The organism is Pseudomonas sp. RW407 (assembly GCF_003176655.1).
Taxonomy (GTDB): domain Bacteria; phylum Pseudomonadota; class Gammaproteobacteria; order Pseudomonadales; family Pseudomonadaceae; genus Pseudomonas; species Pseudomonas delhiensis.
The window spans coordinates 51,992-74,801 of record NZ_QGSL01000091.1 but is presented as its reverse complement, the minus strand read 5'-3'; the positions used below and the strand labels follow the sequence as shown (position 1 = coordinate 74,801).

General features: G+C 68.4%; 23 protein-coding genes. 3 read left to right on the top strand and 20 right to left on the bottom strand.

All coding sequences use genetic code 11. The annotated features are described in order from the left end of the window. The 9 genes from mltG to DK254_RS12650 all read right to left on the bottom strand — a co-directional run bounded on the left by mltG (nucleotide 1) and on the right by DK254_RS12650 (nucleotide 7,349). Nucleotides 1-1,083, bottom strand: a complete 1,083-nt coding sequence (gene mltG / locus DK254_RS12690; RefSeq protein WP_109934046.1) for an endolytic transglycosylase MltG — start codon at nucleotides 1,081-1,083, stop codon at nucleotides 1-3. 6 nt (nucleotides 1,084-1,089) lie between these two features. Continuing rightward, nucleotides 1,090-1,905, bottom strand: a complete 816-nt coding sequence (gene pabC, locus DK254_RS12685) for an aminodeoxychorismate lyase (RefSeq protein WP_109934045.1) — start codon at nucleotides 1,903-1,905, stop codon at nucleotides 1,090-1,092. Next, nucleotides 1,905-3,149 (bottom strand): beta-ketoacyl-ACP synthase II, encoded by a 1,245-nt coding sequence (fabF, locus tag DK254_RS12680; protein WP_109934044.1) that lies wholly within the window; start codon nucleotides 3,147-3,149, stop codon nucleotides 1,905-1,907. The genes pabC and fabF overlap by 1 nt, the downstream gene beginning before the upstream one ends. A 128-nt stretch (nucleotides 3,150-3,277) precedes the next feature. Next, nucleotides 3,278-3,514 carry an acyl carrier protein gene (acpP, locus tag DK254_RS12675; RefSeq protein WP_007160597.1) on the bottom strand — a complete coding sequence of 79 codons (237 nt, stop codon included), beginning with the start codon at nucleotides 3,512-3,514 and terminating at the stop codon, nucleotides 3,278-3,280. A gap of 194 nt (nucleotides 3,515-3,708) precedes the next feature. Beyond that, entirely contained in the window at nucleotides 3,709-4,452 is a 744-nt protein-coding gene (fabG, locus tag DK254_RS12670) for a 3-oxoacyl-ACP reductase FabG (protein ID WP_109934043.1), read from the bottom strand. Between the two features lie 15 nt (nucleotides 4,453-4,467). Further along, a complete protein-coding gene (gene fabD / locus DK254_RS12665; protein WP_109934042.1) occupies nucleotides 4,468-5,406 on the bottom strand; it encodes an ACP S-malonyltransferase in 939 nt (312 codons plus the stop codon). A 205-nt stretch (nucleotides 5,407-5,611) separates the two neighbouring features. Continuing rightward, nucleotides 5,612-6,619, bottom strand: a complete 1,008-nt coding sequence (plsX, locus tag DK254_RS12660) for a phosphate acyltransferase PlsX (RefSeq protein ID WP_109934041.1) — start codon at nucleotides 6,617-6,619, stop codon at nucleotides 5,612-5,614. A 3-nt stretch (nucleotides 6,620-6,622) separates the two neighbouring features. Next, nucleotides 6,623-6,805 carry a 50S ribosomal protein L32 gene (gene rpmF, locus DK254_RS12655; RefSeq protein ID WP_009621425.1) on the bottom strand — a complete coding sequence of 61 codons (183 nt, stop codon included), beginning with the start codon at nucleotides 6,803-6,805 and terminating at the stop codon, nucleotides 6,623-6,625. A gap of 13 nt (nucleotides 6,806-6,818) precedes the next feature. Further along, on the bottom strand, nucleotides 6,819-7,349 hold the full coding sequence (locus DK254_RS12650) for a YceD family protein (protein ID WP_009621422.1): 531 nt from the start codon (nucleotides 7,347-7,349) through the stop codon (nucleotides 6,819-6,821). A gap of 110 nt (nucleotides 7,350-7,459) precedes the next feature. Between DK254_RS12650 and DK254_RS12645 the strand changes: the two genes are divergently transcribed. Beyond that, nucleotides 7,460-8,038, top strand: a complete 579-nt coding sequence (locus tag DK254_RS12645) for a nucleoside triphosphate pyrophosphatase (RefSeq protein ID WP_109934040.1) — start codon at nucleotides 7,460-7,462, stop codon at nucleotides 8,036-8,038. A gap of 224 nt (nucleotides 8,039-8,262) precedes the next feature. Here the strand turns inward: DK254_RS12645 and sppA are convergent, their stop codons facing one another. The 3 genes from sppA to rluC are packed head-to-tail and all read right to left on the bottom strand — an operon-like array spanning nucleotide 8,263 to nucleotide 10,877. Continuing rightward, nucleotides 8,263-9,243, bottom strand: a complete 981-nt coding sequence (sppA, locus tag DK254_RS12640) for a signal peptide peptidase SppA (protein WP_109934039.1) — start codon at nucleotides 9,241-9,243, stop codon at nucleotides 8,263-8,265. Next, nucleotides 9,233-9,928: an HAD-IIIA family hydrolase gene (locus tag DK254_RS12635; RefSeq protein ID WP_109934038.1), complete on the bottom strand. Its 696-nt coding sequence runs from the start codon at nucleotides 9,926-9,928 to the stop codon at nucleotides 9,233-9,235. Before DK254_RS12635 ends, sppA begins: the two co-directional genes overlap by 11 nt. Continuing rightward, nucleotides 9,921-10,877, bottom strand: a complete 957-nt coding sequence (rluC, locus tag DK254_RS12630; RefSeq protein ID WP_109934037.1) for a 23S rRNA pseudouridine(955/2504/2580) synthase RluC — start codon at nucleotides 10,875-10,877, stop codon at nucleotides 9,921-9,923. The genes DK254_RS12635 and rluC overlap by 8 nt, the downstream gene beginning before the upstream one ends. 579 nt (nucleotides 10,878-11,456) lie before the next feature. Here rluC and rne point away from each other — a divergent pair. After that, nucleotides 11,457-14,675: a ribonuclease E gene (rne, locus tag DK254_RS12620; protein ID WP_109934036.1), complete on the top strand. Its 3,219-nt coding sequence runs from the start codon at nucleotides 11,457-11,459 to the stop codon at nucleotides 14,673-14,675. 352 nt (nucleotides 14,676-15,027) lie between these two features. Here rne and murB read toward each other — a convergent pair whose 3' ends face one another. The 8 genes from murB to DK254_RS12580 all read right to left on the bottom strand — a co-directional run bounded on the left by murB (nucleotide 15,028) and on the right by DK254_RS12580 (nucleotide 21,857). Continuing rightward, on the bottom strand, nucleotides 15,028-16,047 hold the full coding sequence (murB, locus tag DK254_RS12615) for a UDP-N-acetylmuramate dehydrogenase (RefSeq protein WP_109934035.1): 1,020 nt from the start codon (nucleotides 16,045-16,047) through the stop codon (nucleotides 15,028-15,030). Then, nucleotides 16,044-16,505: a low molecular weight protein-tyrosine-phosphatase gene (locus DK254_RS12610; RefSeq protein WP_109934034.1), complete on the bottom strand. Its 462-nt coding sequence runs from the start codon at nucleotides 16,503-16,505 to the stop codon at nucleotides 16,044-16,046. Before DK254_RS12610 ends, murB begins: the two co-directional genes overlap by 4 nt. Further along, nucleotides 16,505-17,269: a 3-deoxy-manno-octulosonate cytidylyltransferase gene (kdsB, locus tag DK254_RS12605; protein WP_109934033.1), complete on the bottom strand. Its 765-nt coding sequence runs from the start codon at nucleotides 17,267-17,269 to the stop codon at nucleotides 16,505-16,507. The genes DK254_RS12610 and kdsB overlap by 1 nt, the downstream gene beginning before the upstream one ends. 5 nt (nucleotides 17,270-17,274) lie before the next feature. After that, a complete protein-coding gene (locus DK254_RS12600) occupies nucleotides 17,275-17,460 on the bottom strand; it encodes a Trm112 family protein (RefSeq protein WP_009621404.1) in 186 nt (61 codons plus the stop codon). Nucleotides 17,461-17,500: 40 nt separating this feature from the next. Beyond that, entirely contained in the window at nucleotides 17,501-18,499 is a 999-nt protein-coding gene (gene lpxK, locus DK254_RS12595) for a tetraacyldisaccharide 4'-kinase (protein ID WP_109934032.1), read from the bottom strand. Continuing rightward, nucleotides 18,499-18,945, bottom strand: coding sequence for a biopolymer transporter ExbD (locus tag DK254_RS12590; RefSeq protein ID WP_089392604.1), 447 nt, complete (start codon nucleotides 18,943-18,945; stop codon nucleotides 18,499-18,501). The genes lpxK and DK254_RS12590 overlap by 1 nt, the downstream gene beginning before the upstream one ends. Continuing rightward, nucleotides 18,942-19,577: a MotA/TolQ/ExbB proton channel family protein gene (locus DK254_RS12585; protein ID WP_109934031.1), complete on the bottom strand. Its 636-nt coding sequence runs from the start codon at nucleotides 19,575-19,577 to the stop codon at nucleotides 18,942-18,944. The genes DK254_RS12590 and DK254_RS12585 overlap by 4 nt, the downstream gene beginning before the upstream one ends. Nucleotides 19,578-19,649: 72 nt before the next feature. After that, nucleotides 19,650-21,857: a DNA internalization-related competence protein ComEC/Rec2 gene (locus DK254_RS12580; RefSeq protein WP_177412071.1), complete on the bottom strand. Its 2,208-nt coding sequence runs from the start codon at nucleotides 21,855-21,857 to the stop codon at nucleotides 19,650-19,652. Between the two features lie 135 nt (nucleotides 21,858-21,992). Between DK254_RS12580 and DK254_RS12575 the strand changes: the two genes are divergently transcribed. Beyond that, the gene (locus tag DK254_RS12575) at nucleotides 21,993-22,523 is read left to right on the top strand and encodes a DUF2062 domain-containing protein (protein ID WP_089392606.1); all 531 of its coding nucleotides are present in this window, start codon (nucleotides 21,993-21,995) and stop codon (nucleotides 22,521-22,523) included. Nucleotides 22,524-22,810 lie beyond the last annotated feature (287 nt).

The following is a 22,810-nucleotide window of genomic DNA, read 5'->3' as shown; positions in this document are numbered from 1 at the left end:
CTACTGCTGCGCCGGCGGCGCCTCGGGGCTCGCTTCCGGCGCCGGCGCGGGAGCCGGGGCGGGGCTGGACCGGTAGTCCGCGCGCCGCTTCAGCTGGTACTCCTGCACCGCCTTGTTGTGGTCGTCGAGGTTGTCGGAAAACACGTGGCTGCCATCGCCACGGGCGACGAAATACAGGCTCTGGCCATCGGCCGGGTTGAGCGCGGCGTGGATCGCCTCGCGCCCGGGCATGGCGATCGGCGTCGGCGGCAGGCCGGCGATCAGGTAGGTGTTGTAGGGGGTGGGCTCGCGCAGGTCGGCGCGGCTGATCTTGCCGTTGTAGCGCTCGCCCATGCCGTAGATCACGGTCGGGTCGGTCTGCAGCAGCATGTTCTTCTGCAGGCGGCGCACGAAGACCCCGGCGATCTGCTGGCGCTCCTGGGGCACGCCGGTTTCCTTCTCGATCAGCGAGGCCATGATCAGCGCCTGGTACGGGTCCTTGTAGGGCAGGTCGCCGCTGCGGGCCTGCCATTCCTGGTCGAGGATGCGCTCCATGCGCTGGTAGGCCAGCTTGAGCAGGTCGATGTCGCGCATGCCGCGGACGTAGCGGTAGGTGTCCGGGAAGAAGTGCCCCTCGGGCACGACGCCGGCCTTGCCCAGGCGCTTCATCACCTCTTCGTCGCCGAGGCCGGCCAGGGTGGCCTCCAGCTTGGGCTGGCGCGCCAGCAGTTCGCGGAACTGGTGGAAGGTCCAGCCCTCGACCAGGGTCAGGCTGTACTGCACCACGTCGCCTTCGCGCCACAGTTCCAGCAGGTCGTCGCCGCGCATCCCCGGCTTGAGCCGGTATTCGCCGCTGTGCAGGGCCTGCCCGGCCAGGTTGAAGCGCCAGTACAGGCGCAGCCAGAACGCGCCGTGCAGCACTTCCTCGTCCTGCAGGCGGCTCAGCAGCGCCCCCGGCGTGGCGCCGGAAGGGACATCCAGCAGGCGTTCTTCGGTGAGCTGCAGCGGCTGCTGCAGGGCCCGGCGCTGCTCCCAACCGGCCAGGCCGAGCAACAGCCCGGCCAGCAGCAGGCCGCTTTCCAGCAGCACCAGCAATTTGCGCATCACAGGTCAGGAATCCAGGCGTTCGCGGAAGTGGGCTTGCAGTTTACGGGTGATCGCCCCGACCGGCCAGGCATGGGCTTCGAGTCGACGCACCGGCCAGATACCGTAGAGGCTGTTGCAAAGGAAGACCTCTTCGGCGTGCAACAGTTCGTCGTAGGCAACATCCCGAATCACGGTCGCAATGCCCTGCCCCGCCGCCCACTCCAGCAGCTCGGCGCGCATCACCCCGGCGACTCCGCAACGGCTCAGCGCCGGGGTGAGCAGCTCACCGCCGCGGACCAGGAACAGGTTGCTGAAGACGCCCTCGACCACCCTTCCGCCCTGGTCGCGCATCAGCCCCTCGGCAAAGGCCGGATCGCTCCATTCGTTGCGGGCCAGGACCTGCTCCAGGCGGTTGAGGTGCTTGAGGCCGGCCAGCAGCGGCTGCTCGGCCAGGCGAGTGGCGCAGGGGAAAAGGGCGATGCCCTCGTCGAAATTGGCCGCCGGATAGGCCGGTGCCGGCGAGCCGATCAGGATGCGCCGCACCTGGGCGTCGGCCGGCGCGGCATAACCGCGCAGGCCTTCGCCGCGGGTCAGCATCAGCTTGGCCACGCCTTCGCCCAGTTGCGCGGCGAAGGCCAGCAGCTCCTGCTCCACCTGGTCCAGCGGCGCCGGCAGGCGCAGGCGTCGCGTGCCCTCCTCCAGGCGCGCCAGGTGCCGCGCCAGCAGGCGCGGCCGGCCGGCACGCACGGCGATGGTCTCGAACAGGCCATCGCCGTAGGCCAGCCCGCGATCGCGCACGGACAGGGCCTCGGCGGGCCGGCCGTCGACCCAGGCGGGCATCAGCCGTTGAACCGGCGGAACACCAGGGAACCGTTGGTGCCGCCGAAGCCGAAGGAGTTGGACACCGCCACCTCGATGCTGCGCTCCTTGAGCTGGTTCGCCACCAGGTCGAGGTCGCAGCCTTCGTCCGGGTTCTCCAGGTTGATGGTCGGCGGCGCCACCTGGTCGCGCAGCGCCAGGACGCAGAAGATGGCTTCCACGGCGCCGGCGGCGCCGAGCAGGTGGCCGGTCATGGACTTGGTCGAGCTCATCGACAGCTTGTAGGCGTGCTCGCCGAAGATCGACTTCACCGCGGCGATCTCGGCGATGTCGCCGGCCGGGGTGGAGGTGCCGTGGGCGTTGATGTAGTCGACCTGCTCCGGGTTCAGGCCGGCGTCGCGCAGGGCGTTCTTCATGCAACGGGCGGCGCCCGCGCCATCTTCCGGCGGCGCGGTCATGTGGAAGGCGTCGCCGCTCATGCCGAAGCCGACCAGCTCGGCGTAGATCCGCGCGCCACGGGCCTGGGCGTGCTCCAGCTCTTCCAGCACCACGGCGCCGGCGCCGTCGGAGAGCACGAAGCCGTCGCGGTCCCTGTCCCACGGGCGGCTGGCGCGGGCCGGCTCGTCGTTGCGGGTGGACAGCGCGCGGGCCGCGCCGAAGCCGCCGATACCCAGGCCGCAGGTGGCCATTTCGGAACCGCCGGCGACCATCACGTCAGCCTCGCCGTAGGCGATGTTGCGCGCGGCCATGCCGATGTTGTGGGTGCCGGTGGTGCAGGCGGTGGTGATGGCGTAGTTGGGGCCCTGCAGACCGAGGTTGATCGACAGGAACCCGGAAACCATATTGATGACCGAGCCGGGCACGAAGAACGGCGAAATGCGCCGCGGCCCCTGCTCGAACATGGAACGGCAGGTATTCTCGATGTTGGTCAGGCCGCCGATGCCGGAACCGATGGCGACGCCGATGCGCTCGCGGTTGGCGTCGGTGACTTCCAGACCGGAATCGCGCACCGCCTGGTAACTGGCGGCCAGGCCGTACTGGATGAACAGGTCGAGTTTGCGGGCTTCCTTGGCGGACATGTACTGCTCGACGTCGAACCCCCTCACCGAACCGCCGAAGCGGGTGGAGAAGGCGGAAAGGTCCATGTGCTCGATCGGGGCGATACCGCTGCGGCCGGCCAGGATACCCTGCCAGGAACTCGGCACGTCCACGCCCAGGGGCGAGAGCATACCCATGCCAGTGATGACGACGCGTCTGCGCGACACTACGACTTCCTCATTTTGCGAATACACGGCATAGGCGCCGGACCGCGACCAGGGCTGTCCAGCGCTACGCTAAAGAAAAGCCGCACGCCTTTGCAGGCCGTGCGGCTTCTTCCGTCGGAAACGGCTACTTATTGCTGGTGGGCAACGATGTAGTCGATGGCTTCCTGGACGGTGGTGATCTTTTCGGCTTGCTCGTCGGGGATTTCGGTCTCGAATTCCTCTTCCAGAGCCATCACCAGCTCAACGGTGTCAAGGGAGTCCGCGCCCAGGTCTTCGACGAAGGAAGCGCTGTTGGTGACTTCTTCTTCCTTAACGCCGAGTTGCTCAGCAACGATCTTCTTGACGCGTTCTTCGATGGTGCTCATACCTTGTTTTCACTCCTATGGACAATCCGTACAGCTGGGCTGCGGGTAAGTGTATAGAAAGGGTTTTCTGCTTTTCAAGCTGAACGCCGACACCCCTTCGCGACCACCACGATGTTCTGTCTATAACCCAGTTGCATCTATATAACGGATTTTAGACAGCGCATATGACACATCCGCGAAGAGTAAGGTCACATTCAGCTCATGTACATTCCGCCATTCACCGGTACCGTGGCGCCGGTCACATAGGCGGCACCATCGGAGGCGAGGAATCCTACCACCTTGGCGATCTCTTCGGCTTGGCCGAGACGCCCCAGCGGAATCTGGCCGAGCAGCGCTTCGCGCTGGGCTTCGGGCAGTTCACGGGTCATGTCGGTGTCGATGAAGCCCGGGGCCACTGCGTTGACGGTGATGGCACGGGAGCCCACTTCGCGCGCCAGGGCGCGGGTGAAGCCCTCTAGACCGGCCTTCGCCGCGGCGTAGTTGGTCTGCCCGGCATTGCCCATGGCGCCGACCACCGAACCGATGTTGATGATGCGACCCCAGCGCGCCTTGGTCATGCCGCGCAGCACGGCTTTCGACAGACGGTAGAGGCTGTTGAGGTTGGTGTTGACCACGTCGAACCACTCGTCGTCCTTCATCCGCATCAGCAGGTTGTCGCGGGTGATGCCGGCGTTGTTGACCACGACCAGCGGCTGGCCGAGGTGCTGCTGGATGTGCTCGAGGGTGGAGGCGACGGATTCGTCGCTGGAAACGTCCAGGACCAGGCCGGCGCCTTCGATGCCATTGGCCTTGAGGTACTCGGCGATCTTCTCGGCGCCAGAAGCGCTGGTGGCGGTGCCGATGACGATGGCGCCCAGGCGGCCCAGCTCCAGGGCGATGGCCTGGCCGATGCCACGGCTCGCGCCGGTGACCAGGGCAACCTTACCTTGCAGACTCATGCTCTTATCTCCTGTTCAAGCCAGAGCCGCACGAGCCGCCGCGAAGGCGTCCGCCGAATCCAGATTGTGGGTGTTCACGCCCTTGGCGCAACGCTTGTTCAGGCCGGCCAGGACCTTGCCAGGGCCGCACTCTACCAGATCGGTGACGCCCTTGGCGGCGAGCAGTTGCACGGTCTCGACCCAGCGCACCGGGCTGTACAGCTGCGCCAGCAGGTCGCGCTTGAGGATGGCGAGGTCCGCCGGCACCTGGGCGCTGACGTTCTGCACCAGGGCGATGCCCGGGGCCTGCCAGGCGATGGCTTCCACCGCCTCGGCGAAGCGCTCGGCGGCCGGGCGCATCAGCGCGCAGTGCGACGGCACGCTGACCGGCAGCGCCACGGCGCGCTTGGCGCCGCGGGCCTTGCAGGCCTCGATGGCGCGCTCGACCGCGGCGGCGGCACCGGCGACCACCACCTGGCCGGGGGCGTTGAAGTTCACCGCGCTGACCACGTCACCCTGGGCGGCTTCGGCGCAGGCGGCCAGCACGTCGGCATCTTCCAGGCCGAGGATCGCGGCCATGCCGCCGGTCCCGGCGGGCACCGCTTCCTGCATCAATTGGCCGCGGCGCTCGACCAGCTTCACCGCGTCGGCGAAGCCCAGGCTGCCGGCGGCGACCAGGGCCGAGTACTCACCGAGGCTGTGGCCGGCGACGTAGGCCGGCGCGGCGCCGCCCTCGGCCTGCCACAGGCGCCACAGGGCGATGGAGGCGGCGAGGATGGCCGGCTGGGTCTTGTCGGTCTGGTTCAGGCGCTCTTCCGGGCCTTCCTGCACCAGCGCCCAGAGGTCGTAGCCCAGGGCCGAGGAGGCTTCGGCGAAGGTGTCACGCACCAGTGCGTGCTGCGCGCCCAGCTCGGCCAGCATGCCGAGGGATTGCGAGCCCTGGCCGGGGAAAACGAATGCGAGGGATGCGGACATTGCAACGGGTCCCTTGTGTCTGTTTCGTCGAAGGGTAACGCCAGCAGCAGCCTGGCGCATGGAACTGACAGTTGGATGACGGCCTCGACCGCGCGGTCACATCGCCAGGGCGGGGATTACATCTCGCCGGGCGACCTTGCGAGCGCGGTGCGCAAGCATACTTCCATTACCGCCAGAAATCTCTATTTCCTTTCTATTCAGCCACTTAGAGAAGGCTTTCAAGCCGCCCGTGGAGCCGCTGCGGCAGGTTCTCGCGGATTTCCGCCAGGGCCCGGCGCAGCGCGCTCTGGATGCCCTCCTCGGCCGCGCTGCCGTGGCTCTTCACCACGATGCCCTGCAGCCCCAGGAAACTCGCGCCATTGTGCCGGGCCGGCGTCAGGTCGCTGCGCAGGCGGCGCAGCAGCGGCATGGCCACCAGGCCAATGGCCTTCGCCGACAGGCTGGACGCGAACAGTTGCTCCAGGCGGCTGACCACCATGGCCGCCAGCCCCTCGCTGGCCTTGAGCAGGATGTTGCCGACGAAGCCGTCGCACACCACCACGTCGGCCAGGCCGCGGTACAGGCCGTCGCCCTCTATGTAGCCGATGTAGTTGATGCCGCGGGCCTGCTCCAGCAGGGTCGAGGCCAGCTTGACCTGCTGGTTGCCCTTGATTTCCTCGGTGCCGACATTGAGCAGCGCCACCTTCGGGTTGGCCTTGCCCAACGCCTCGGCCGCCACCGCGCCCATCACGGCGAACTGGTAGAGGTGCTCGGCGCTGCAATCGACGTTCGCCCCCAGGTCCAGCAGGTGGCAATGCCCGGCCTGGGTCGGCACGGCGGTGACCATGGCCGGCCGGTCGATGCCCGGCAGGGTCTTGAGCAGGTAGCGCGACAGGGCCATTAGCGCCCCGGTGTTGCCGGCGCTGACGCAGGCGTGGGCCGCACCGTCGCGGACCAGTTCCAGGGCGACGCGCATGGAGGAGTCGGGCTTGCTGCGCAGGGCCTGGGACGGGCGTTCGTCCATGCCGATGACTTCGCTGGCGTGCTGGATGTGCAGGCGCGGGCGGTCGACCGCGGAAACGCGGGCGCAGAGTTCTTCGAGGAGGGGGGCCTGGCCGACGAGGACCAGTTGCAGGGCGGGGTTTTCGGCCAGGAAGGAAATGCTGGCCGGAACAATGCAGTGGGGACCGAAGTCCCCACCCATTGCATCAATCGCGATGATTGGTGCGGACAAGGATTACTCGTCAGAGCCCTTGTCTACGACCTTGCGGCCGCGATAGAAGCCGTCCGGGGAGACGTGGTGACGCAGGTGAACTTCACCGGTGCTCTTTTCCACGGACAGAGCGTTCGCATCGAGCGCATCGTGGGAACGACGCATGTCACGAGCGGAACGGGATTTTTTGTTCTGCTGAACAGCCATGATTGATTAACTCCTAAACGTTTGGGTCACGCTTCAACTGCGCCAGTACGCTGAACGGGTTGGGACGCTCTTCCACGTTCTCGCTCGGCTCGGGCGCTGCTGCAAATCCCGCCGGATGCTGGCATTCCTCAGGGTCATGGGCCGGAACGATGGGCAAGGCGAGCAACAGCTCGTCCTCGACCAGAGGCGGCAGGTCGAGGGGTTCCTCCCCCACTTCCAGCGCATCGTACCCCTTCGGCAGCCCTTCGGCAGACTGGCCTTCCCAGAGGATGGCGAAGTCGGACTCGCTGGTGACCTGGAAAGTCGCCGGCTCGAGGCAGCGTTGGCATACCATGCTCACCTGCGCGTCGACTTCGACATGCATGACCGCCAGCTTCTGCTCGTCGCGGTGGAAGAAGAACTTCGCCCGGACGTTGCCATCGCTGCTGGTCAGCTGTTCGCAAACCCGCGGCATGCTGGCGAGCGGCAGCACACCCTCGAGGGTGGCTTCGCGCTCTACCAGTTTGCGCGGATCGACGTGAGGTGGTATCGGCCCATTCAACATAAGCGCGCCATTATAGGGATGCCCCCGTCCCTGTCAAAGGAAATTAGGCATAAACCGCTGTATGGACAGCCTTTTCGCTAGAATCGCGGACTTCGCCCAGGAGACCTCCGATGCGCCCACTGATTCTCGCCTCAAGCTCGCCCTACCGCCGCGAACTGCTGCAACGCCTGCGCCTGCCCTTCGAATGCGCAAGCCCGGATATAGATGAAAGCCCTCTGGCCGGCGAAAGCGCCGAACAGCTGGTGCGCCGCCTCGCCGAAGCCAAGGCGCGAGTGCTGGCGGCGCGCTTTCCCCAGCACCTGATCATCGGCTCGGACCAGGCCGCCGTCCAGGGCCAGGCGATCCTCGGCAAGCCGCACACCCTGGAACGGGCCGTGGAACAATTGAAGGCTTCCAGTGGCAACAGCGTCAGCTTCCTCACCGGCCTCGCCCTGCTGGACAGCGCCAGCGGCCGCTGCCAGGTGGACTGCATCCCCTTCCGCGTGCACTTCCGCGAACTGGACGAGGCGCGCATCCGCCGCTACCTGGAGGCCGAGCGCCCCTTCGACTGCGCCGGCAGCTTCAAGGCCGAGGGCCTGGGCGTCAGCCTGTTCCGCGCGACCGAGGGCGAGGACGGCACCAGCCTGGTCGGCCTGCCGCTGATCCGCCTGGTGGACATGCTGCTGGCCGAAGGGGTGCAGGTTCCCTGAAACCCGCGCGCAAGGCACAACCCGTAGGGCGCATAACGCCTACGGCGTTATCCGCCGCCAACCCGCGCGCCAACGGCATCGGCGGATAACCGCGAACGGTTATTCGCCCTACGGTCGGGCATCGCGCAAGCGGACCTTGTCCGCGATTCGTGCGCAGGGCCCAGGAACGAAAAAGCCGCTGCCTTCCTATATAAAGGCAGCGGCCCGTTTCGAGCAGCGGGACCTCAGCGCAGCGCCGGCCCCTGCCAGCCCATCCACAGCGCCAGGCGCTCGGCGACGCTGGTGCCGAGCTTCTTGGCGAAGCGGTCGAACGGCGTTTCCTGCACGGTGTAGTCGACGATCTCCTTTTCCTTGATGACGTCGCGCGCCACGTAGCTGGTGCTGCCCAGGCCATCGATCAGGCCGAGTTGCAGCGCCTGCTCGCCGGACCAGATCAGCCCGGAGAACAGCTCGGGATGGTCCTTGTCCTTCAGGCGGTCGCCACGCCCTTTCTTCACGCTGTCGATGAACTGCTTGTGGGTGGTGTCCAGCACCCCCTGCCAGAACTGCGTCTCTTCGGCCTTGGGCGGCTGGAAGGGATCGAGGAAGGCCTTGTGCTCGCCGGAGGTGTAGACGCGGCGATCGACGCCAAGCTTCTCCATGGTGCCGACGAAGCCGAAGGTGGCGGCGGTAACGCCGATGGAGCCGACCAGGCTGGCCTTGTCGGCGTAGATTTCGTCGGCGGCGCTGGCGATGTAGTAGGCGCCGGACGCCCCCAGGTCGCTGATCACCGCGTAGACCTTCACGTCCGGATGCAGGCCGCGCTGGCGCTTGATCTCGTCATAGATGTAGCCGGACTGTACCGGGCTGCCGCCTGGGCTGTTGATGCGCAGGACGATGCCCTTGGTGCCGGCATCCTCGAAGGCCGCCTTCAATGCCCCCACGACGTTGTCGGCGCTGGCCGGCTCGTCGTCGGCGATCATGCCCTTCACCTCGATCAGGGCGGTATGGCTGCCGCTGCGCGAGGCCGACTTGGACAGGCCACTGAAGGGGGTGAACAGCGCCAGGGCGAGGAACAGGTAGGCGAAGGTCAGCAGCTTGAAGAAAATGCCCCAGCGACGGGCCCGGCGCTGCTCCTGCACGCCGGCCAGCACCGCCTTCTCCAGCAGCTTCCAGCTCTTCGCATCCGACGGGCCGGACTCCTCGGCCTTCCACTCATCCGACATGCTCGCTCACCTCGATCCGTGGGTCCTGCGCCCGGCCATCCAGCCAGGCGCGCAATTCGTTGAAATGCCCGATCTCCAGGCGCGGGCCGTATTCGCGCAACACCGACAGCGGCTGCGCCCCGTAGGACACCGCCACCGAGTCCATGCCCGCGCGGCGCGCCATCTCCAGGTCGAAGGGCGCATCCCCGACCATCACCGCACGCCGCGGCTCGACCCGGCAATGCGCGAGGATCTCATGCAGCATGCGCGGGTCGGGCTTGCTCGCCGACTCGTCGGCGGCGCGGGTGATATCGAAGAAACCTTCCCAGCCCTGCCCCTTCAGCACCCGGTCCAGGCCACGGCGGCTCTTGCCGGTGGCGACCGCCAGACGGTAGCCGGACTGGCGGAAATGCTCCAGCGCATCGGCCACGCCCGGGAACAAAGGAGAAGGCTCGACCTCCAGCATCAGATAATGCTCGGCGTAGTCGCCACGAAAGACTGTCAGCGCAGCCTCGTCGTCGACCTCCGGGTACAGCGTCTGGATCGCCTCAGGCAAGCCCAGGCCGATGATGCCTTTTATGGCCTCGTCGCTGCGCTGCGGCAGCCCGGAGCGCTCGGCCGCCACCCGCATCGACTCGACGATGCGGCCGACGGAGTCGACCAAAGTGCCGTCCCAGTCGAAGACCAGCAGCGCGTAATCAGGCATCCAGGCGTTCCAGCGTGCTGCGCCACATGTCGTCCACCTCGGCGTCCAGCTCCAGGGTGGAGCCGTCGGGCATGGGCACGCGCAACTGCGCGGAATGCAGGAACAGGCGCTTGCCGCCCAGCTCGCGGATCTCGCGGGAGAACTCGTCGTCGCCGTACTTGGCGTCGCCAGCGATGGAATGCCCGGCATGCTTGGCGTGCACGCGGATCTGGTGGGTGCGCCCGGTGATCGGCCGCGCCTCCACCAGGGTGGCGAAGTCGCCGAAGCGGCGCAGCACCTTGAACTCGGTGAGCGCATCCTTGCCTTCGACGTTGACCTCCACCATGCGCTCGCCGGAGCGCAGGTTGTTCTTCATCAGCGGCGCGCGGATCTGCTTCTTCGCCGCCGGCCAGCTGCCGCGCACCAGGGCGTGGTAGCGCTTGTCCACCACGTGCTCGTTGCGCAGGGCGTCGTGCAGATGGCGCAGCATGCTGCGCTTCTTGGCGATCATCAGCAGGCCGGAGGTGTCGCGATCCAGGCGGTGCACCAGCTCCAGGTCCTTGGCCTCCGGGCGCAGCTGGCGGAAGGCCTCGATCACCCCGTAGCTGAGGCCGCTGCCGCCATGCACGGCGATGCCGGCGGGCTTGTTGATCACGATCAGCGCCTTGTCTTCATAGACGATAGCGGCCTCCAGGCGCTCGAGCAGCCCCTGGGCCAGCGGCGCCGGCTCGTCGCGCTCGGCCAGGCGCAGCGGCGGCACGCGTACCACGTCCCCGGCCTGCAGCTTGTACTCGGGCTTGATCCGCCCCTTGTTCACCCGCACCTCGCCCTTGCGCAGGATGCGGTAGATCAAGGTCTTGGGTACGCCTTTGAGCTGGGTTCTGAGGAAATTGTCGATGCGCTGGCCGGCATATTCCGGCGAGACTTCAAGCAGCTGGACGCCGGAAGTCGGAGGGGTGGGAGTCGTCATCCGCTCATCATAGCAATTTTTCATTCAATTGAAGCACTTAATCATTGCTGCTATATTCGGGAGGCCGCCAAAAGTGGCCGGGCCCGCGGATGTCAGCGAAATCGCCATCCCCGCTGCCTGCAAGCACATTGAACGGACGTGAGGCAGTCCTGCGAAGCGTTGCCGTGGCGGATTAGCGAATCCCTCGACGCAACGACTCGGAACCCGAGCCTTGAGACATGACGCACGGCTGCCTCGGTAGCCGTGAAAAGCCAACCCGCTCCCGGATTCTGCGAGCGGCACCCGCTTCTTCAATAGGAAACGTGCAGGGTGGAGATGCACAACTGTCGGACCGCGTAGCTTGCATAGCCTTGTTTCAGACGCACTCTTTCGTCCGCCTCCGATAGTTGATTCCTCCTCCTGTTGATTGCTTGTTCGCAGGACAAGCAGGAGACGTAGTCGCGACCCGGCCCGTTGCTAGCCGGACGTCGCTGGACACGGGAATGGTCCGCCATTCCTGAGTACGCGCCTGAGCACCGACCGTGAGAGTCGTGGGTGCCGATTGCCGTTTCCGGTGGCCCCGGAAACCATTGGTACTACATGAAAAGAATGCTGATCAACGCAACTCAACCCGAAGAGTTGCGTGTAGCGCTGGTAGATGGCCAGCGTCTGTTCGACCTGGACATCGAGTCCGGCGCGCGCGAACAGAAGAAGGCCAACATCTACAAGGGCCGCATCACCCGCGTCGAACCCAGCCTGGAAGCCGCCTTCGTCGACTTCGGCGCCGAGCGCCACGGTTTCCTCCCCCTCAAGGAAATTTCCCGCGAGTACTTCAAGAAGAACCCCGAAGGGCGCATCAACATCAAGGATGTGCTCAGCGAAGGCCAGGAAGTCATCGTCCAGGTCGAGAAGGAAGAACGCGGCAACAAGGGCGCAGCCCTGACCACCTTCATCAGCCTGGCCGGTCGCTACCTGGTGCTGATGCCGAACAATCCCCGCGCCGGTGGCATCTCCCGCCGCATCGAGGGTGAAGAGCGCAACGAACTGCGCGAAGCCCTGAACGGCCTCAACGCCCCCGCCGACATGGGCCTGATCGTCCGCACCGCGGGCCTTGGGCGCAGCTCCGAAGAGCTGCAGTGGGACCTGGACTACCTGCTGCAACTGTGGGGCGCCATCAAGGAAGCCTCCGGCGAGCGCGGCGCGCCCTTCCTGATCTACCAGGAAAGCAACGTCATCATCCGCGCCATCCGCGACTACCTGCGCCAGGACATCGGCGAAGTGCTGATCGACAGCATCGACGCCCAGGAAGAAGCCCTGAACTTCATCCGCCAGGTGATGCCGCAGTACGCCAGCAAGGTCAAGCTGTACCAGGACAGCGTTCCGCTGTTCAACCGCTTCCAGATCGAAAGCCAGATCGAGACCGCCTTCCAGCGCGAAGTGAAGCTGCCCTCCGGCGGCTCCATCGTCATCGACCCGACCGAGGCCCTGGTCTCCATCGACATCAACTCGGCGCGCGCCACCAAAGGCGGCGACATCGAGGAAACCGCCCTGCAGACCAACCTGGAAGCGGCCGAGGAAATCGCCCGCCAGTTGCGCCTGCGTGACATCGGCGGCCTGATCGTCATCGACTTCATCGACATGACCCCGGCGAAGAACCAGCGCGCCGTGGAAGAGCGCGTGCGCGAGGCCCTCGAGGCCGACCGTGCACGCGTCCAGGTCGGCCGCATCTCGCGCTTCGGCCTGCTGGAGATGTCCCGCCAGCGCCTGCGCCCGTCCCTCGGCGAGACCAGCGGCATCGTCTGCCCGCGTTGCAACGGCCAGGGCATCATCCGCGACGTGGAATCCCTGTCGCTGGCCATCCTGCGCCTGATCGAGGAAGAAGCGCTGAAGGACCGCACCGCGGAAGTCCGCGCCCGCGTGCCCTTCCAGGTCGCCGCCTTCCTGCTCAACGAGAAGCGCAACGCCATCACCAAGATCGAGCTGCGCACCCGCGCGCGCATCTTCATCCTGCCCGACGAGCACCTGGAAACCCCGCACTTCGAAGTGCAGCGCCTGCGTGACGACAACCCGGACCTGCTGGTCGGCCACACCAGCTACGAGATGGCCCTGGTCGAGCACGAGGAAGTCCAGCCGGTCAGCGCCACCCGCACCCTGGTCCGCCAGGAAGCCGCGGTGAAGACCGTTTCCCCGCAGACCCCCGCCCCGCAGCAGGCCGAGCAGGCCGCCGCGCCGCAGCCGGTGGAAGCCACCAAGCCGATGCCGCAGCCGAGCCTGTTCCAGGGCCTGGTCAAGTCGCTGGTGAGCCTGTTCGCCGGCAAGGAAGAAGAGGCCAAGCCGGCCGTCAGCGCCGAGAAGCCCGCCAGCGAGCGCAGTTCGACCCCGGACGAGCGCCGCAACGGCCGCCAGCAGAACCGTCGCCGTGACGGCGGCCGTCGCGACGACGAGCGCAAGCCCCGCGAAGAGCGTGGCGAACGCAACGAGCGCCGCCGCGAAGAACGCGCCGAGCGTCCGGCCCGCGAAGAGCGCCAGCCGCGTGAAGAACGCGCCGAACGCCAGCCCCGCGAGGAGCGCCAACCGCGCGAAGAACGCGCCGAGCGTCAGCCCCGCGAAGAACGCCAGCCGCGTGAAGAGCGCGCCGAGCGCCAGCCCCGCGAGGAACGCCAACCGCGCGAAGAACGCGCCGAGCGTCAGCCCCGCGAGGAGCGTCAGCCGCGCGAAGAGCGCGCCGAGCGTCAACCGCGCGAGGAACGCCAGCCGCGTGAAGAACGCGCCGAGCGCCAGCCCCGCGAGGAGCGTCAGCCGCGCGAAGAACGCACCGAGCGCCAGCCGGGTGAAGAGCGTCAGCCCCGCGAGGAACGCCAGCCGCGCGAAGAGCGTGGTGAGCGTCGCGAACGTGGCGAACGCCAGCCCCGCGAGGAACGCCAGGCCCGCGAAGCCGCACTGGAAGCCGAAGAGCTGCCGAACAGCGAGGAGCTGCTGGAGCAGGACGACCAGGAAGGTGGCGATGACGAGCGTCCGCGCCGCCGTTCCCGTGGCCAGCGTCGCCGCAGCAACCGCCGCGAGCGTCAGCGCGAAGTCGGCGTGGACGGCCTGGAGGCCGGCGAGCAGCCGGAAGGTAGCGAGTCGCCGTCCGCCCCGGCTCTGGTCGCAACCGGCGCCGCCGCGGTAGCCGAGCAGGTCGTCGAAGCTGCCAGCGAGCAGGCCGTCGAGCCGATCGCTGCCGTCGAGGCCAGCGCCGAGTCCGTGGTGGTCTCCGAGACCCACGAGGAAAGCGCCGGCGAGCAGATCGTCGAGTTCAGCCTGCAGCCGAGCGAATCCGCCCCGGCCGCCGTCGAACCGGCCGAGCAGCCTGCCGCGGAAGCCGTGGTCGAGGCCGCTCCGGTCGTCGAAAGCGCCCCCTTCGAACCCCAGGTGGTCGAAGCCCCGGCCGTCCAGGCCGAGCCCGCTGTCGCCGCAGCGAGCCAGGACGACGCACAACTGGCAGCCAACGCCACCGGCCGCGCCCTGAACGACCCGCGCGAGCGCCGTCGCCTGCAGCGCGAAGCCGAGCGCCTGGCCCGTGAAGCCGCGGAAGCTGCCGCTGCCGCTCCGGCCGTCGTGGAAACCGCTGTCGTCGAACAGGCCGCCGAGGTGGAAGTCGTCGCCGAGGCGCCGGTCGCTGCTGCGGAAGAAAGCGTCGTGGAAGCAGCCCAGGAAGCCGTTGAGGCACCTGCTGCCGAAGCTGCCGAAGGCGAGCAGGCCATCCAGGCCGTCGAGGAGCAAGTCGAAGCCGACAAGGCCGAGCAGCACCGCGAAGAAGTGGAAAAGCACCACGGCTGATCGCCCGCGTGCTGAAAAAAGGGGATGCCTAGGCATCCCCTTTTTTTATGATTCCAGGATTGCGTAGGACGGATAGAGCCTCCTACCGGGAAACGCCATGCCTCACGACACCTGTAGGAGCGGGCCCTGCCCGCGATTTCGCGCGCAGGGCGCGCTCCTACAGGGGAATGGTGCGGTAGGGCGGCGTAGGAGAGGACCTCATCCGCGAATCGCGCCGGAACGTCCGGTGATCGCGGACAAGGTCCGCTCCTACACCCATACTGGTGGGCATGGCTCGCTCCTACGAAGAGCACCACGGACAAAAAAAAGCGCTTGCCGTTGCCGGCAAGCGCCTTTTCCCAACCCGCACACCTCAGTAGAGGTTGGGCTCCATCTCCAGTTCGACGCCGAAGCGCTGGCGGATGTCCTCGCGGATACGCTCGGCCAGCGCCTGGATCTGCGCCCCGCTGGCGCCGCCGTAGTTGACCAGCACCAGCGCCTGCTGGGCATGCACGCCGGCGGCGCCGTCGCGGAAGCCCTTCCAGCCGGCCTTGTCGATCAGCCAGCCGGCGGCCAGCTTGACCTGGCCATCGGCCTGGGGATAGGCCACCAGGTCCGGGAATTCGCCACGCAGGCGCTCGGCCAGCGCAGCGGAGACCAGGGGGTTCTTGAAGAAGCTGCCGGCATTGCCCAGCACCGCCGGGTCGGGCAGCTTCTCGCGGCGGATGGCGCAGATCACCCGTGCCACGTCGGCCGGGCCGGGCGCGTCCATACCCTGCTCCGCCAGGCGCTGGCGCACCGGGCCGTAGTCCAGGTGCAGGCTGGCCTTGCGCGCGAGCCTCAGGCGCACGCGCAGGATCACCCAGCGCCCCGGCTCGCGCTTGAACAGGCTCTCTCGGTAGGCGAAGGCGCAATCGTCCAGGTGGAACTCGCGCAGGCCGCCGCTGTGGCGGTCCAGCGCCACCAGGCTGTCGAACACGTCCTTCAGCTCCACGCCGTAGGCGCCGATGTTCTGCATGGGCGCGGCGCCCACGGTGCCGGGGATCAGGCTGAGGTTCTCCAGACCGGCGAAACCCTGCTCCAGGCTCCAGCGCACCAGGTCGTCCCAGACCTCGCCGGCCTCGGCCTCGATGCGCACCTGGTCGCCGTCGTCCTCGAGGATGCGCACGCCGCGGCTGGCCATGCGCAGCACCAGGGCCTCGACATCGCGGGTCAGCAGCAGGTTGCTGCCGCCGCCGAGCACCAGCAGCGGCAGGTCGTGCTCCACCGCCAGGGCGAGGCCCTGCATCACTTCCTGGTCGTCGCGGGCCTCGGCGAACAGCCGCGCCCGCGCCTCGATGCCGAAGGTATTGAAGGCCTTCAGGGATACGTCTTTGTGCAGGACCAGGCTCACAGGCGCCCCTTCACTTCCAGCAGCAGGGCGTCGCAGGCTAGTTCGATCAGGTCCAGCACCTGTTCGAAACCGGCCTCGCCGCCGTAATAGGGATCGGGCACCTCGTCCAGCGCGCCGGCGTAGCGGCGCAGGAACAGGTCCAGTTCGGCGGGGCCGTTGCCCCGCAGGCGCTCGAGGTGGGCCAGGTTGCTCAGGTCCATGGCCAGGATCAGGTCGAAGTCGGTGAAATCACCGGCACCGACCTGCCGCGCACGCAGTGCCGAGAGGTCGTAGCCACGGCGCATGGCGGCGACGCGGGTACGGGCGTCCGGCGCCTTGCCCACATGCCAGTCGCCGGTGCCAGCGGAGTCGACGGTCACCCGCGACTCCAGCCCGGCCTCGCGCAGCTTGTGGCGGAACACGCCCTCGGCGGTGGGCGAACGGCAGATGTTGCCCAGGCAGACGAAGAGAACCCGCATCAGCCCCCCAGGATGCGCCTGACGCGCTCCAGGTCCTCGGCGGTGTCCACCCCGGCCTGCGGCGCCTCCAGGGCGTCGGCCACGTGGATGCGCACACCGTGCCAGAGCGCCCGCAGCTGCTCCAGGCACTCGCTGTCCTCCAGCCAGCACGGGCCCCAGGCGACGAAATCGCGGAGGAAGCGCGCGCGGTAGGCGTAGATGCCGATGTGGCGGCGGAACGGAACGCCCGCCGGCAGGCTGTCCGGCGCCTTGGCGAAGGCGTCGCGGGCCCAGGGCAGCGGCGCGCGGCTGAAGGTCAGGGCCAGGCCGTCCAGGTCGGTCACCACCTTCACCACGTTGGGGTTGAACAGCGCGGCCAGCTCGTGGATCGGCTCGGCCAGGGTGGCGATGCCGGCTTCCGGGTGGGCCGCCAGGTTGGCCGCCACCTGGTCGATGATGGCCGGCGGGATCAGCGGCTCGTCGCCCTGCACGTTGACCACGATGGCGTCGTCGGCCAGGCCCAGGGCGTCGGCCACCTCGGCCAGGCGGTCGGTGCCGGAGTTGTGGTCGACGCGGGTCAGCAGCGCCTCGGCGCCGAAGACGTTGGCCGCCTCGAGGATGCGCGCATCGTCGGTGGCGATCACCACGCGGTTGGCGCCGCTCTTGCGCGCCTGCTCCCAGACGTGCTGGACCATGGGCTTGCCGCAGATGTCCTGCAGCGGCTTGCCGGGCAGGCGGGTGGAGGCGAAACGGGCCGGGATGACGACGGTGAAGGCCTGGCTCATCTCGGTCACTTGTCCAGGCGTTCGTCGACGTTCAGGGTGCGGGCCTCGCCCTCGAGCATCACCGGGATGCCGTCGCGCACCGGGTAGGCCAGGCCGTCGGCCTTGCAGATCAGTTCGGACTTGTCGTCGGTGAGCTTCAGCGGCCCCTTGCACAGCGGGCAGGCGAGGATGTCGAGGAGTTTCGGGTCCATGGCGGAATCCTTGGAAAGCAAGGGGTGGCAGGGCCACCCGTCAGCGCGCGATCAGACGCTCGAGCCGGGCGTCGAACCAGGCGACGAAGGCCGGGGATGGCTGCGCGTCGACGGCGAGGTACCACCAGTCGGCGGCGGCGAAGGCCCGGCATTTCACCGCGTCCTTCTCGGTCATCAGCAGCGGCAGCGGCGGGCTGAATTGCAGCTGCCCGGCGCTGTAGGCCGCGTGGTCCGGGAAGGCGTGCGGAACAGGCCGCCAGTGTAGCGCCTCGAGCGTCGCGAAGAAACGCCGGGGGTTGCCGATGCCGGCCAGGGCGTGGACCTGCTGGCCCGGCGGGAAGTGCGTCAGGTCGACGCGCTCGCCGCTGCGCAGGTTGACCAGCGCGCTCGGCCGCAGGACGAAGGAAAAGGCGCCGGCCGGCTCGCTGCTGGCGCCGTTGTAGAGCACCGCGTCCACCGAGTCCAGGCGCTCGGCCGGCTCGCGCAGGGGGCCGGCCGGCAGGCAGCGGCGGTTGCCCAGGCCGCGGGCGGCGTCGATCAGCACCAGCTCCAGGTCGCGGGCCAGGCGGTAGTGCTGCAGGCCGTCGTCGCAGAGGATCAGGTCCACCGGTTCCTCGGCCAGCAGCGCGCGCACCGCGGCCGGGCGGTCCGGGTCGATGACCAGGGGCACGCCGCTGCGCTGGACGATCATCAGTGGCTCGTCGCCAGCCTGCTCGGCGCTCTGTTCGGCGCGCACCCGCCAGGGCAGGCTCGGCGGCTTGGCGCCATAACCACGACTGACCACGCCGACCGCAAGGCCGCGGGCGCGGCAGCGCTCGATCAGCCAGAGGATCATCGGCGTCTTGCCGGTGCCGCCGACGGTGATGTTGCCGACGACGATGACCGGCACCGGGGCGCGGTAGGCCTGGCGGCGGCCCTCCAGGTAGTCGGCGCGCTTGCGCAGGGCGATGCGCCGGTAGAGTGCCTCCAGCGGGCGCAGCAGGCCGAGGGCCGGGTGGCCCTGGTACCAGGCCTGCAGCAGGCGCTCGGAAAACGCCATCAGGGCTTGGCCGCCGGCTGCGCCTCGACGGTGGTGATGCGCAGGTGGCTGAAGCCGAGCTTGCCGGCGGCGTCCATGGCGGTGACCACCGACTGGTGGGTGGCCTTGCCGTCGGCGGTGATCACCACCGGCAGGCTGCTGTCGCCGGCGGATTCCTTCTGCATCGCCGCCATCAGGGTGGCGATGTCGCCGTTGACCAGGTTCTGGCCGTTCAGCGCGTAGTGGCCGGCGGCGTCGATGTCCAGTTCCAGCGGCTTGATGTCGGTGGCTTCCGGCGGGGTGCCGCTGACCGCCTCGGGCAGCTCGACCTTCAACTGCGTCGGCCGGCTGAAGGTGGTGGTGACCACGAAGAACAGCAGCAGGACGAAGATCACGTCGATCAGCGACGCCAGGTTGATGAAGACGTCATCGCGGGCGGCGCTGCCGGTTCTGCGGCGGAATTTCACGCTTTGCCATCCTCGGAAAGGTCGACCTCGCGGTCACCCTGGACCATTTCCACCAGCTTGATCGCCTCCTGCTCCATGGCCACCACCAGCTCGTCCACCCGGCGCAGCAGGTAGCGGTGGAAGAACACCGCGGGGATCGCCACGATCAGGCCGGAGGCGGTGGTCACCAGGGCCTTGGAGATGCCGCCGGCGAGTTGCGGGGCGTTGGCCATGCCGTCGCCCATGAAGGCGTTGAAGATCTGGATCATGCCGAACACGGTGCCCAGCAGACCGAGCAGCGGGGCCATGGCGGCGATGGTGCCGAGGGCGTTGAGGTAGCGCTCCATCTCGTGGATCACGCGGCCGGCGGCTTCCTCGATGCACTCCTTCATGATGTCGCGGCCGTGCTTGGAGTTGACCAGGCCGGCGGCGAGGATTTCACCCAGCGGGGAAGACGCCTTGAGCTCCTTGAGTGCCTGGCTGTTCATCTTCTTGTCCTTGATCTGCCGCCACACTTGGCCCAGCAGTTGCGGCGGGGCGATGCGGCTGCGGCGCAGGGTCCAGAGACGTTCGGCGACGATGGCGGTGGCGGCGATGGAGCTCAGAATGATCGGCAGCATCATCCAGCCGCCGGCTTTGACCAGTTCCCACACAGTGGCGAATCCCCTGAAAAAAAGTGGCGACACTCTAGCACAGGGCCCCTGCCCCGCCGACCGTCGCCGTTCTCATTTTTCCCTCCAGAATCCGGCGTTTTCGCGCGCGCCCCGCACCTCTCCATGCTGGCCCAGGAGCAGCCGCAGGGCGCCCGCAATCGCCACATCGTGAACCCTGACACCCCGTTCGGCGAAGCGTTGCAGCACCTCCTCGGACGGATGGCCATGGGCATTGTGGCGGGAGCGCGAAACCAGCGCGGCGCGGGGCGCCAGTTGCCTCACGAAGGCCGCCGAGGAAGCGCTGCGGCTGCCGTGGTGGCCGGCCAGCAGCCAGTCGGCCCGGGCCCCGGGATGGTTGGCCAGCCAGGCCGCCTCGCCGGCGGCCGGCAGGTCGCCGGTGAGCAGCAGGCTTTCACCCCGCGCCTCGATGTACAGCACGCAGGAGCGGCCGTTGCTGTCGGCAGCCTGGTCCCAGTACCAGGTCGAGAAACGCACGCCGTCCAGCCACCAGGTTTCGCCGCGGCAGGGTTCGGCGGCCAGGGGCGCAGGCAGGCGCCGCGGCTCGCCGCTGATCAGCCGCGCCGCCGGCAAGGCTGCCAGCACGGCGCGGGCGCCGCCGGCGTGGTCGTTGTCGGCGTGGCTGAGCAACAGCACGTCCAGGCGCCGGACACCCAGGCCACGCAGGGTCGGCAGCACCGCCACCTCGCCGAGGTCGAACTCGCCCCGGCGCGGCCCGGCGTCGTACAGCCAGGCATGGTTGCGGGTGCGGACCAGCACCGAGAGCCCCTGCCCCACGTCGAGTACGCGCACCTCGGCGTAGCCGTGGGCCGGCGCGCTGGAGTGCGGCCAGAACATCGGCAGCAGCAGCGCCAGGCCCAGCGGCCGCAGCGGCAGCCCGGCCGGCGCCAGGCACAACAGCGTCCCGGCCAGGGCCAGCAGGATGCTCCAGGCCGGCGGCGCCATGGGATGCCAGGCCGGGGAGTACCACGACAGGCGCGCGAGCACGCCGAGCAGGCCGTCGAGCACGGCGCCAGCCAGCCACAGCAGCCCCTCTCCGGCCACCGGCAGCCACAGCAGCAGGCTGCCGGCCAGCGCCAGCGGCACCACCAGCAGCTCGATGCAGGGCACCGCCAGCAGGTTCGCCAAGGCGCCGGACGGGCTCAGCGGCAGGCCCAGGGCCAGCAGCAGCGGGGCCAGCCCCAGGGCCATGAGCCCTTGCGCACGCCCCCAGGCCAGCCACATCGGCCAACGCCCCAGGCGCCCGGCGAAGCCGTAGACGAGCAGCGCCACCGCTGCGAAGGACAGCCAGAAGCCGGGGCTCAGGCTGACCAGCGGATCGACCAGCAGGACCACCACCAGGGCGCCGAGCAACGGCCACCAGACGCCCTGGCGGCGGAACCGCAGGCGCCACAGCAGCACCATGCTGAGCATCAGGCAGGCCCGCAGCGCCGGCACCTCCAGCCCGGCGACCCAGCCATAGCCCCAGGCGCCGGCGACCGCGGCGGCACAGGCGCAGGGCAGCCAGGGCAGGCGCGCCGGCCAGGCCCCCAGGCGCGCCAGGCCGGCCACCAGGGCATAGAGCAGGCCGCCCAGCAGGGAGATGTGCGAGCCGGAGATCACCATCAGGTGCAGGGTGCCGGTGTCCTGCAGCATGTCCCAGTCCGCCCGGCCCAGGCCGCTGCCATCGCCCAGGACCAGGGCCACCAGGTAGGCGTTGCGCCCCCGGGCGTCCACGGCCAGCAGCCGTTCCTTCCAGGCCTCGCGCCAGGCCATGGGGCCCGCGGCCTCGGCAAGGCGCTGGCCATCCTTGACGCTGCCGGTGGCGCCTATGCCGTCGGCCGCCAGCCAGGCCTCGTAGTCGAAGCCGAAGTCATTGGCCAGGCCGTGGGGGCGGCGCAGGGTCACGGCCAGGCGCCAGCGCTCCCCCGCGCGCAACTGCGGGCCGCCGTACCAGGACAGGCGCAGGCGCTGGGGCAAGGCCAGGCGGGCCTGGACGTCCTCCAGCTCGAAGCGGACGATGCCCTCCGCGGCGGCCGGCAGGCCGGTGACCTGCCCTTCCAGCCACAGCGTCCGCCCATCCAGCTCAGGAGCCAGGCGCCCTTCCCAGGCGTGGTGGGCGTACAGGCAGGCCCAGGCGAAGCCGAGCAGGAAGAGCGCCACCGCGAGGTGGCGCCGATACAGGCACAGCAGCGCCATTCCGACCAACGGCAGCAAGGCCGCCAGGGGCGGCAACTGGGGCAGGAAACGTAGCAGCAACAGGCCGCAGGCCAGCGCCATCATCCCTGTACGCACGGGTTGCCTCCCTGGCAGCGGGTCCGGTGCACCACGGCCGGTTACACATGGACATAGTTGATGAACGGAAGCCGTCATCCAGCTAGGCATAATGGCCGGTGTTCGTCTGCCAGAGATTTCCCCATGCCGCGCCGACTTTTCCAGCGCTACATGCCGGACCCCGAGCTGATCAGGAACCACAAGTCCCTGCGCTGCTTCGGGCCCCTGTTGCACTCGCCCAACCTCTGGCACCTGAATCGAAGGTCGGTATCCCGCGCCATGGGCATGGGCCTGTTCGCCGCCTTCGTGCCCATTCCGCTGCAGATGCTGCTGGCCGCCACCCTGGCGGTCTGGGTGCGCGCCAACCTGCCGATCTCGGTGGGCCTGGTCTGGCTGACCAACCCCATCACCATGCCGCCGGTGTTCTACTGCACCTACAAGATGGGCGCCTGGGTCATGGGCGTGCCGGCCCGCACCCTGCCGGAGAACCTCACCTGGGAATGGATCAGCGGCGAGCTGTCGCTGCTCTGGCAGCCGTTCCTGCTGGGTTCGATCATCTGCGGCCTGCTGGTGGGCCTGCTCGGCTACCTGGCCACCCAGGCCTACTGGCGCTGGTGGATCGGCCGCAGCTGGCGGCGGCGCCAGGCATTGCGCAACCTGCAGCGGGGGTTGTGAGCCCCTTGTAGGAGCGCACCTTGTCCGCGATAGCCGGAGATTCCGGCGCGGTTCGCGGATGAGATCCGCTCCTACGCTGCCCCGCCCACGCCATTCCCCTGTAGGAGCGCGCCCTGCGCGCGAAGTCGCGGGCAGGGCCCGCTCCTACACCCCACCATGCGGCATGGGGCGCCTGTAGGAGCGGACCTTGTCCGCGATAGCCGGAGGTATCGGCGCGATTCGCGGATGAGATCCGCTCTCTGCCCCACCCATGCCATCCCCCTGTAGGAGCGCGCCCTGCGCGCGAA

Bases quoted from the DNA above. Each gene is read 5' to 3' on its own strand.
- mltG (WP_109934046.1), bottom strand. From the start codon at position 1,083: ATGCGCAAATTGCTGGTGCTGCTGGAAAGCGGCCTGCTGCTGGCCGGG.
- pabC (WP_109934045.1), bottom strand. From the start codon at position 1,905: ATGCCCGCCTGGGTCGACGGCCGGCCCGCCGAGGCCCTGTCCGTGCGC.
- acpP (WP_007160597.1), bottom strand. From the start codon at position 3,514: ATGAGCACCATCGAAGAACGCGTCAAGAAGATCGTTGCTGAGCAACTC.
- fabG (WP_109934043.1), bottom strand. From the start codon at position 4,452: ATGAGTCTGCAAGGTAAGGTTGCCCTGGTCACCGGCGCGAGCCGTGGC.
- fabD (WP_109934042.1), bottom strand. From the start codon at position 5,406: ATGTCCGCATCCCTCGCATTCGTTTTCCCCGGCCAGGGCTCGCAATCC.
- rpmF (WP_009621425.1), bottom strand. From the start codon at position 6,805: ATGGCTGTTCAGCAGAACAAAAAATCCCGTTCCGCTCGTGACATGCGT.
- DK254_RS12650 (WP_009621422.1), bottom strand. From the start codon at position 7,349: ATGTTGAATGGGCCGATACCACCTCACGTCGATCCGCGCAAACTGGTA.
- DK254_RS12645 (WP_109934040.1), top strand. From the start codon at position 7,460: ATGCGCCCACTGATTCTCGCCTCAAGCTCGCCCTACCGCCGCGAACTG.
- sppA (WP_109934039.1), bottom strand. From the start codon at position 9,243: ATGTCGGATGAGTGGAAGGCCGAGGAGTCCGGCCCGTCGGATGCGAAG.
- DK254_RS12635 (WP_109934038.1), bottom strand. From the start codon at position 9,928: ATGCCTGATTACGCGCTGCTGGTCTTCGACTGGGACGGCACTTTGGTC.
- rluC (WP_109934037.1), bottom strand. From the start codon at position 10,877: ATGACGACTCCCACCCCTCCGACTTCCGGCGTCCAGCTGCTTGAAGTC.
- rne (WP_109934036.1), top strand. From the start codon at position 11,457: ATGAAAAGAATGCTGATCAACGCAACTCAACCCGAAGAGTTGCGTGTA.
- DK254_RS12610 (WP_109934034.1), bottom strand. From the start codon at position 16,505: ATGCGGGTTCTCTTCGTCTGCCTGGGCAACATCTGCCGTTCGCCCACC.
- kdsB (WP_109934033.1), bottom strand. From the start codon at position 17,269: ATGAGCCAGGCCTTCACCGTCGTCATCCCGGCCCGTTTCGCCTCCACC.
- DK254_RS12600 (WP_009621404.1), bottom strand. From the start codon at position 17,460: ATGGACCCGAAACTCCTCGACATCCTCGCCTGCCCGCTGTGCAAGGGG.
- lpxK (WP_109934032.1), bottom strand. From the start codon at position 18,499: ATGGCGTTTTCCGAGCGCCTGCTGCAGGCCTGGTACCAGGGCCACCCG.
- DK254_RS12580 (WP_177412071.1), bottom strand. From the start codon at position 21,857: ATGATGGCGCTGGCCTGCGGCCTGTTGCTGCTACGTTTCCTGCCCCAG.
- DK254_RS12575 (WP_089392606.1), top strand. From the start codon at position 21,993: ATGCCGCGCCGACTTTTCCAGCGCTACATGCCGGACCCCGAGCTGATC.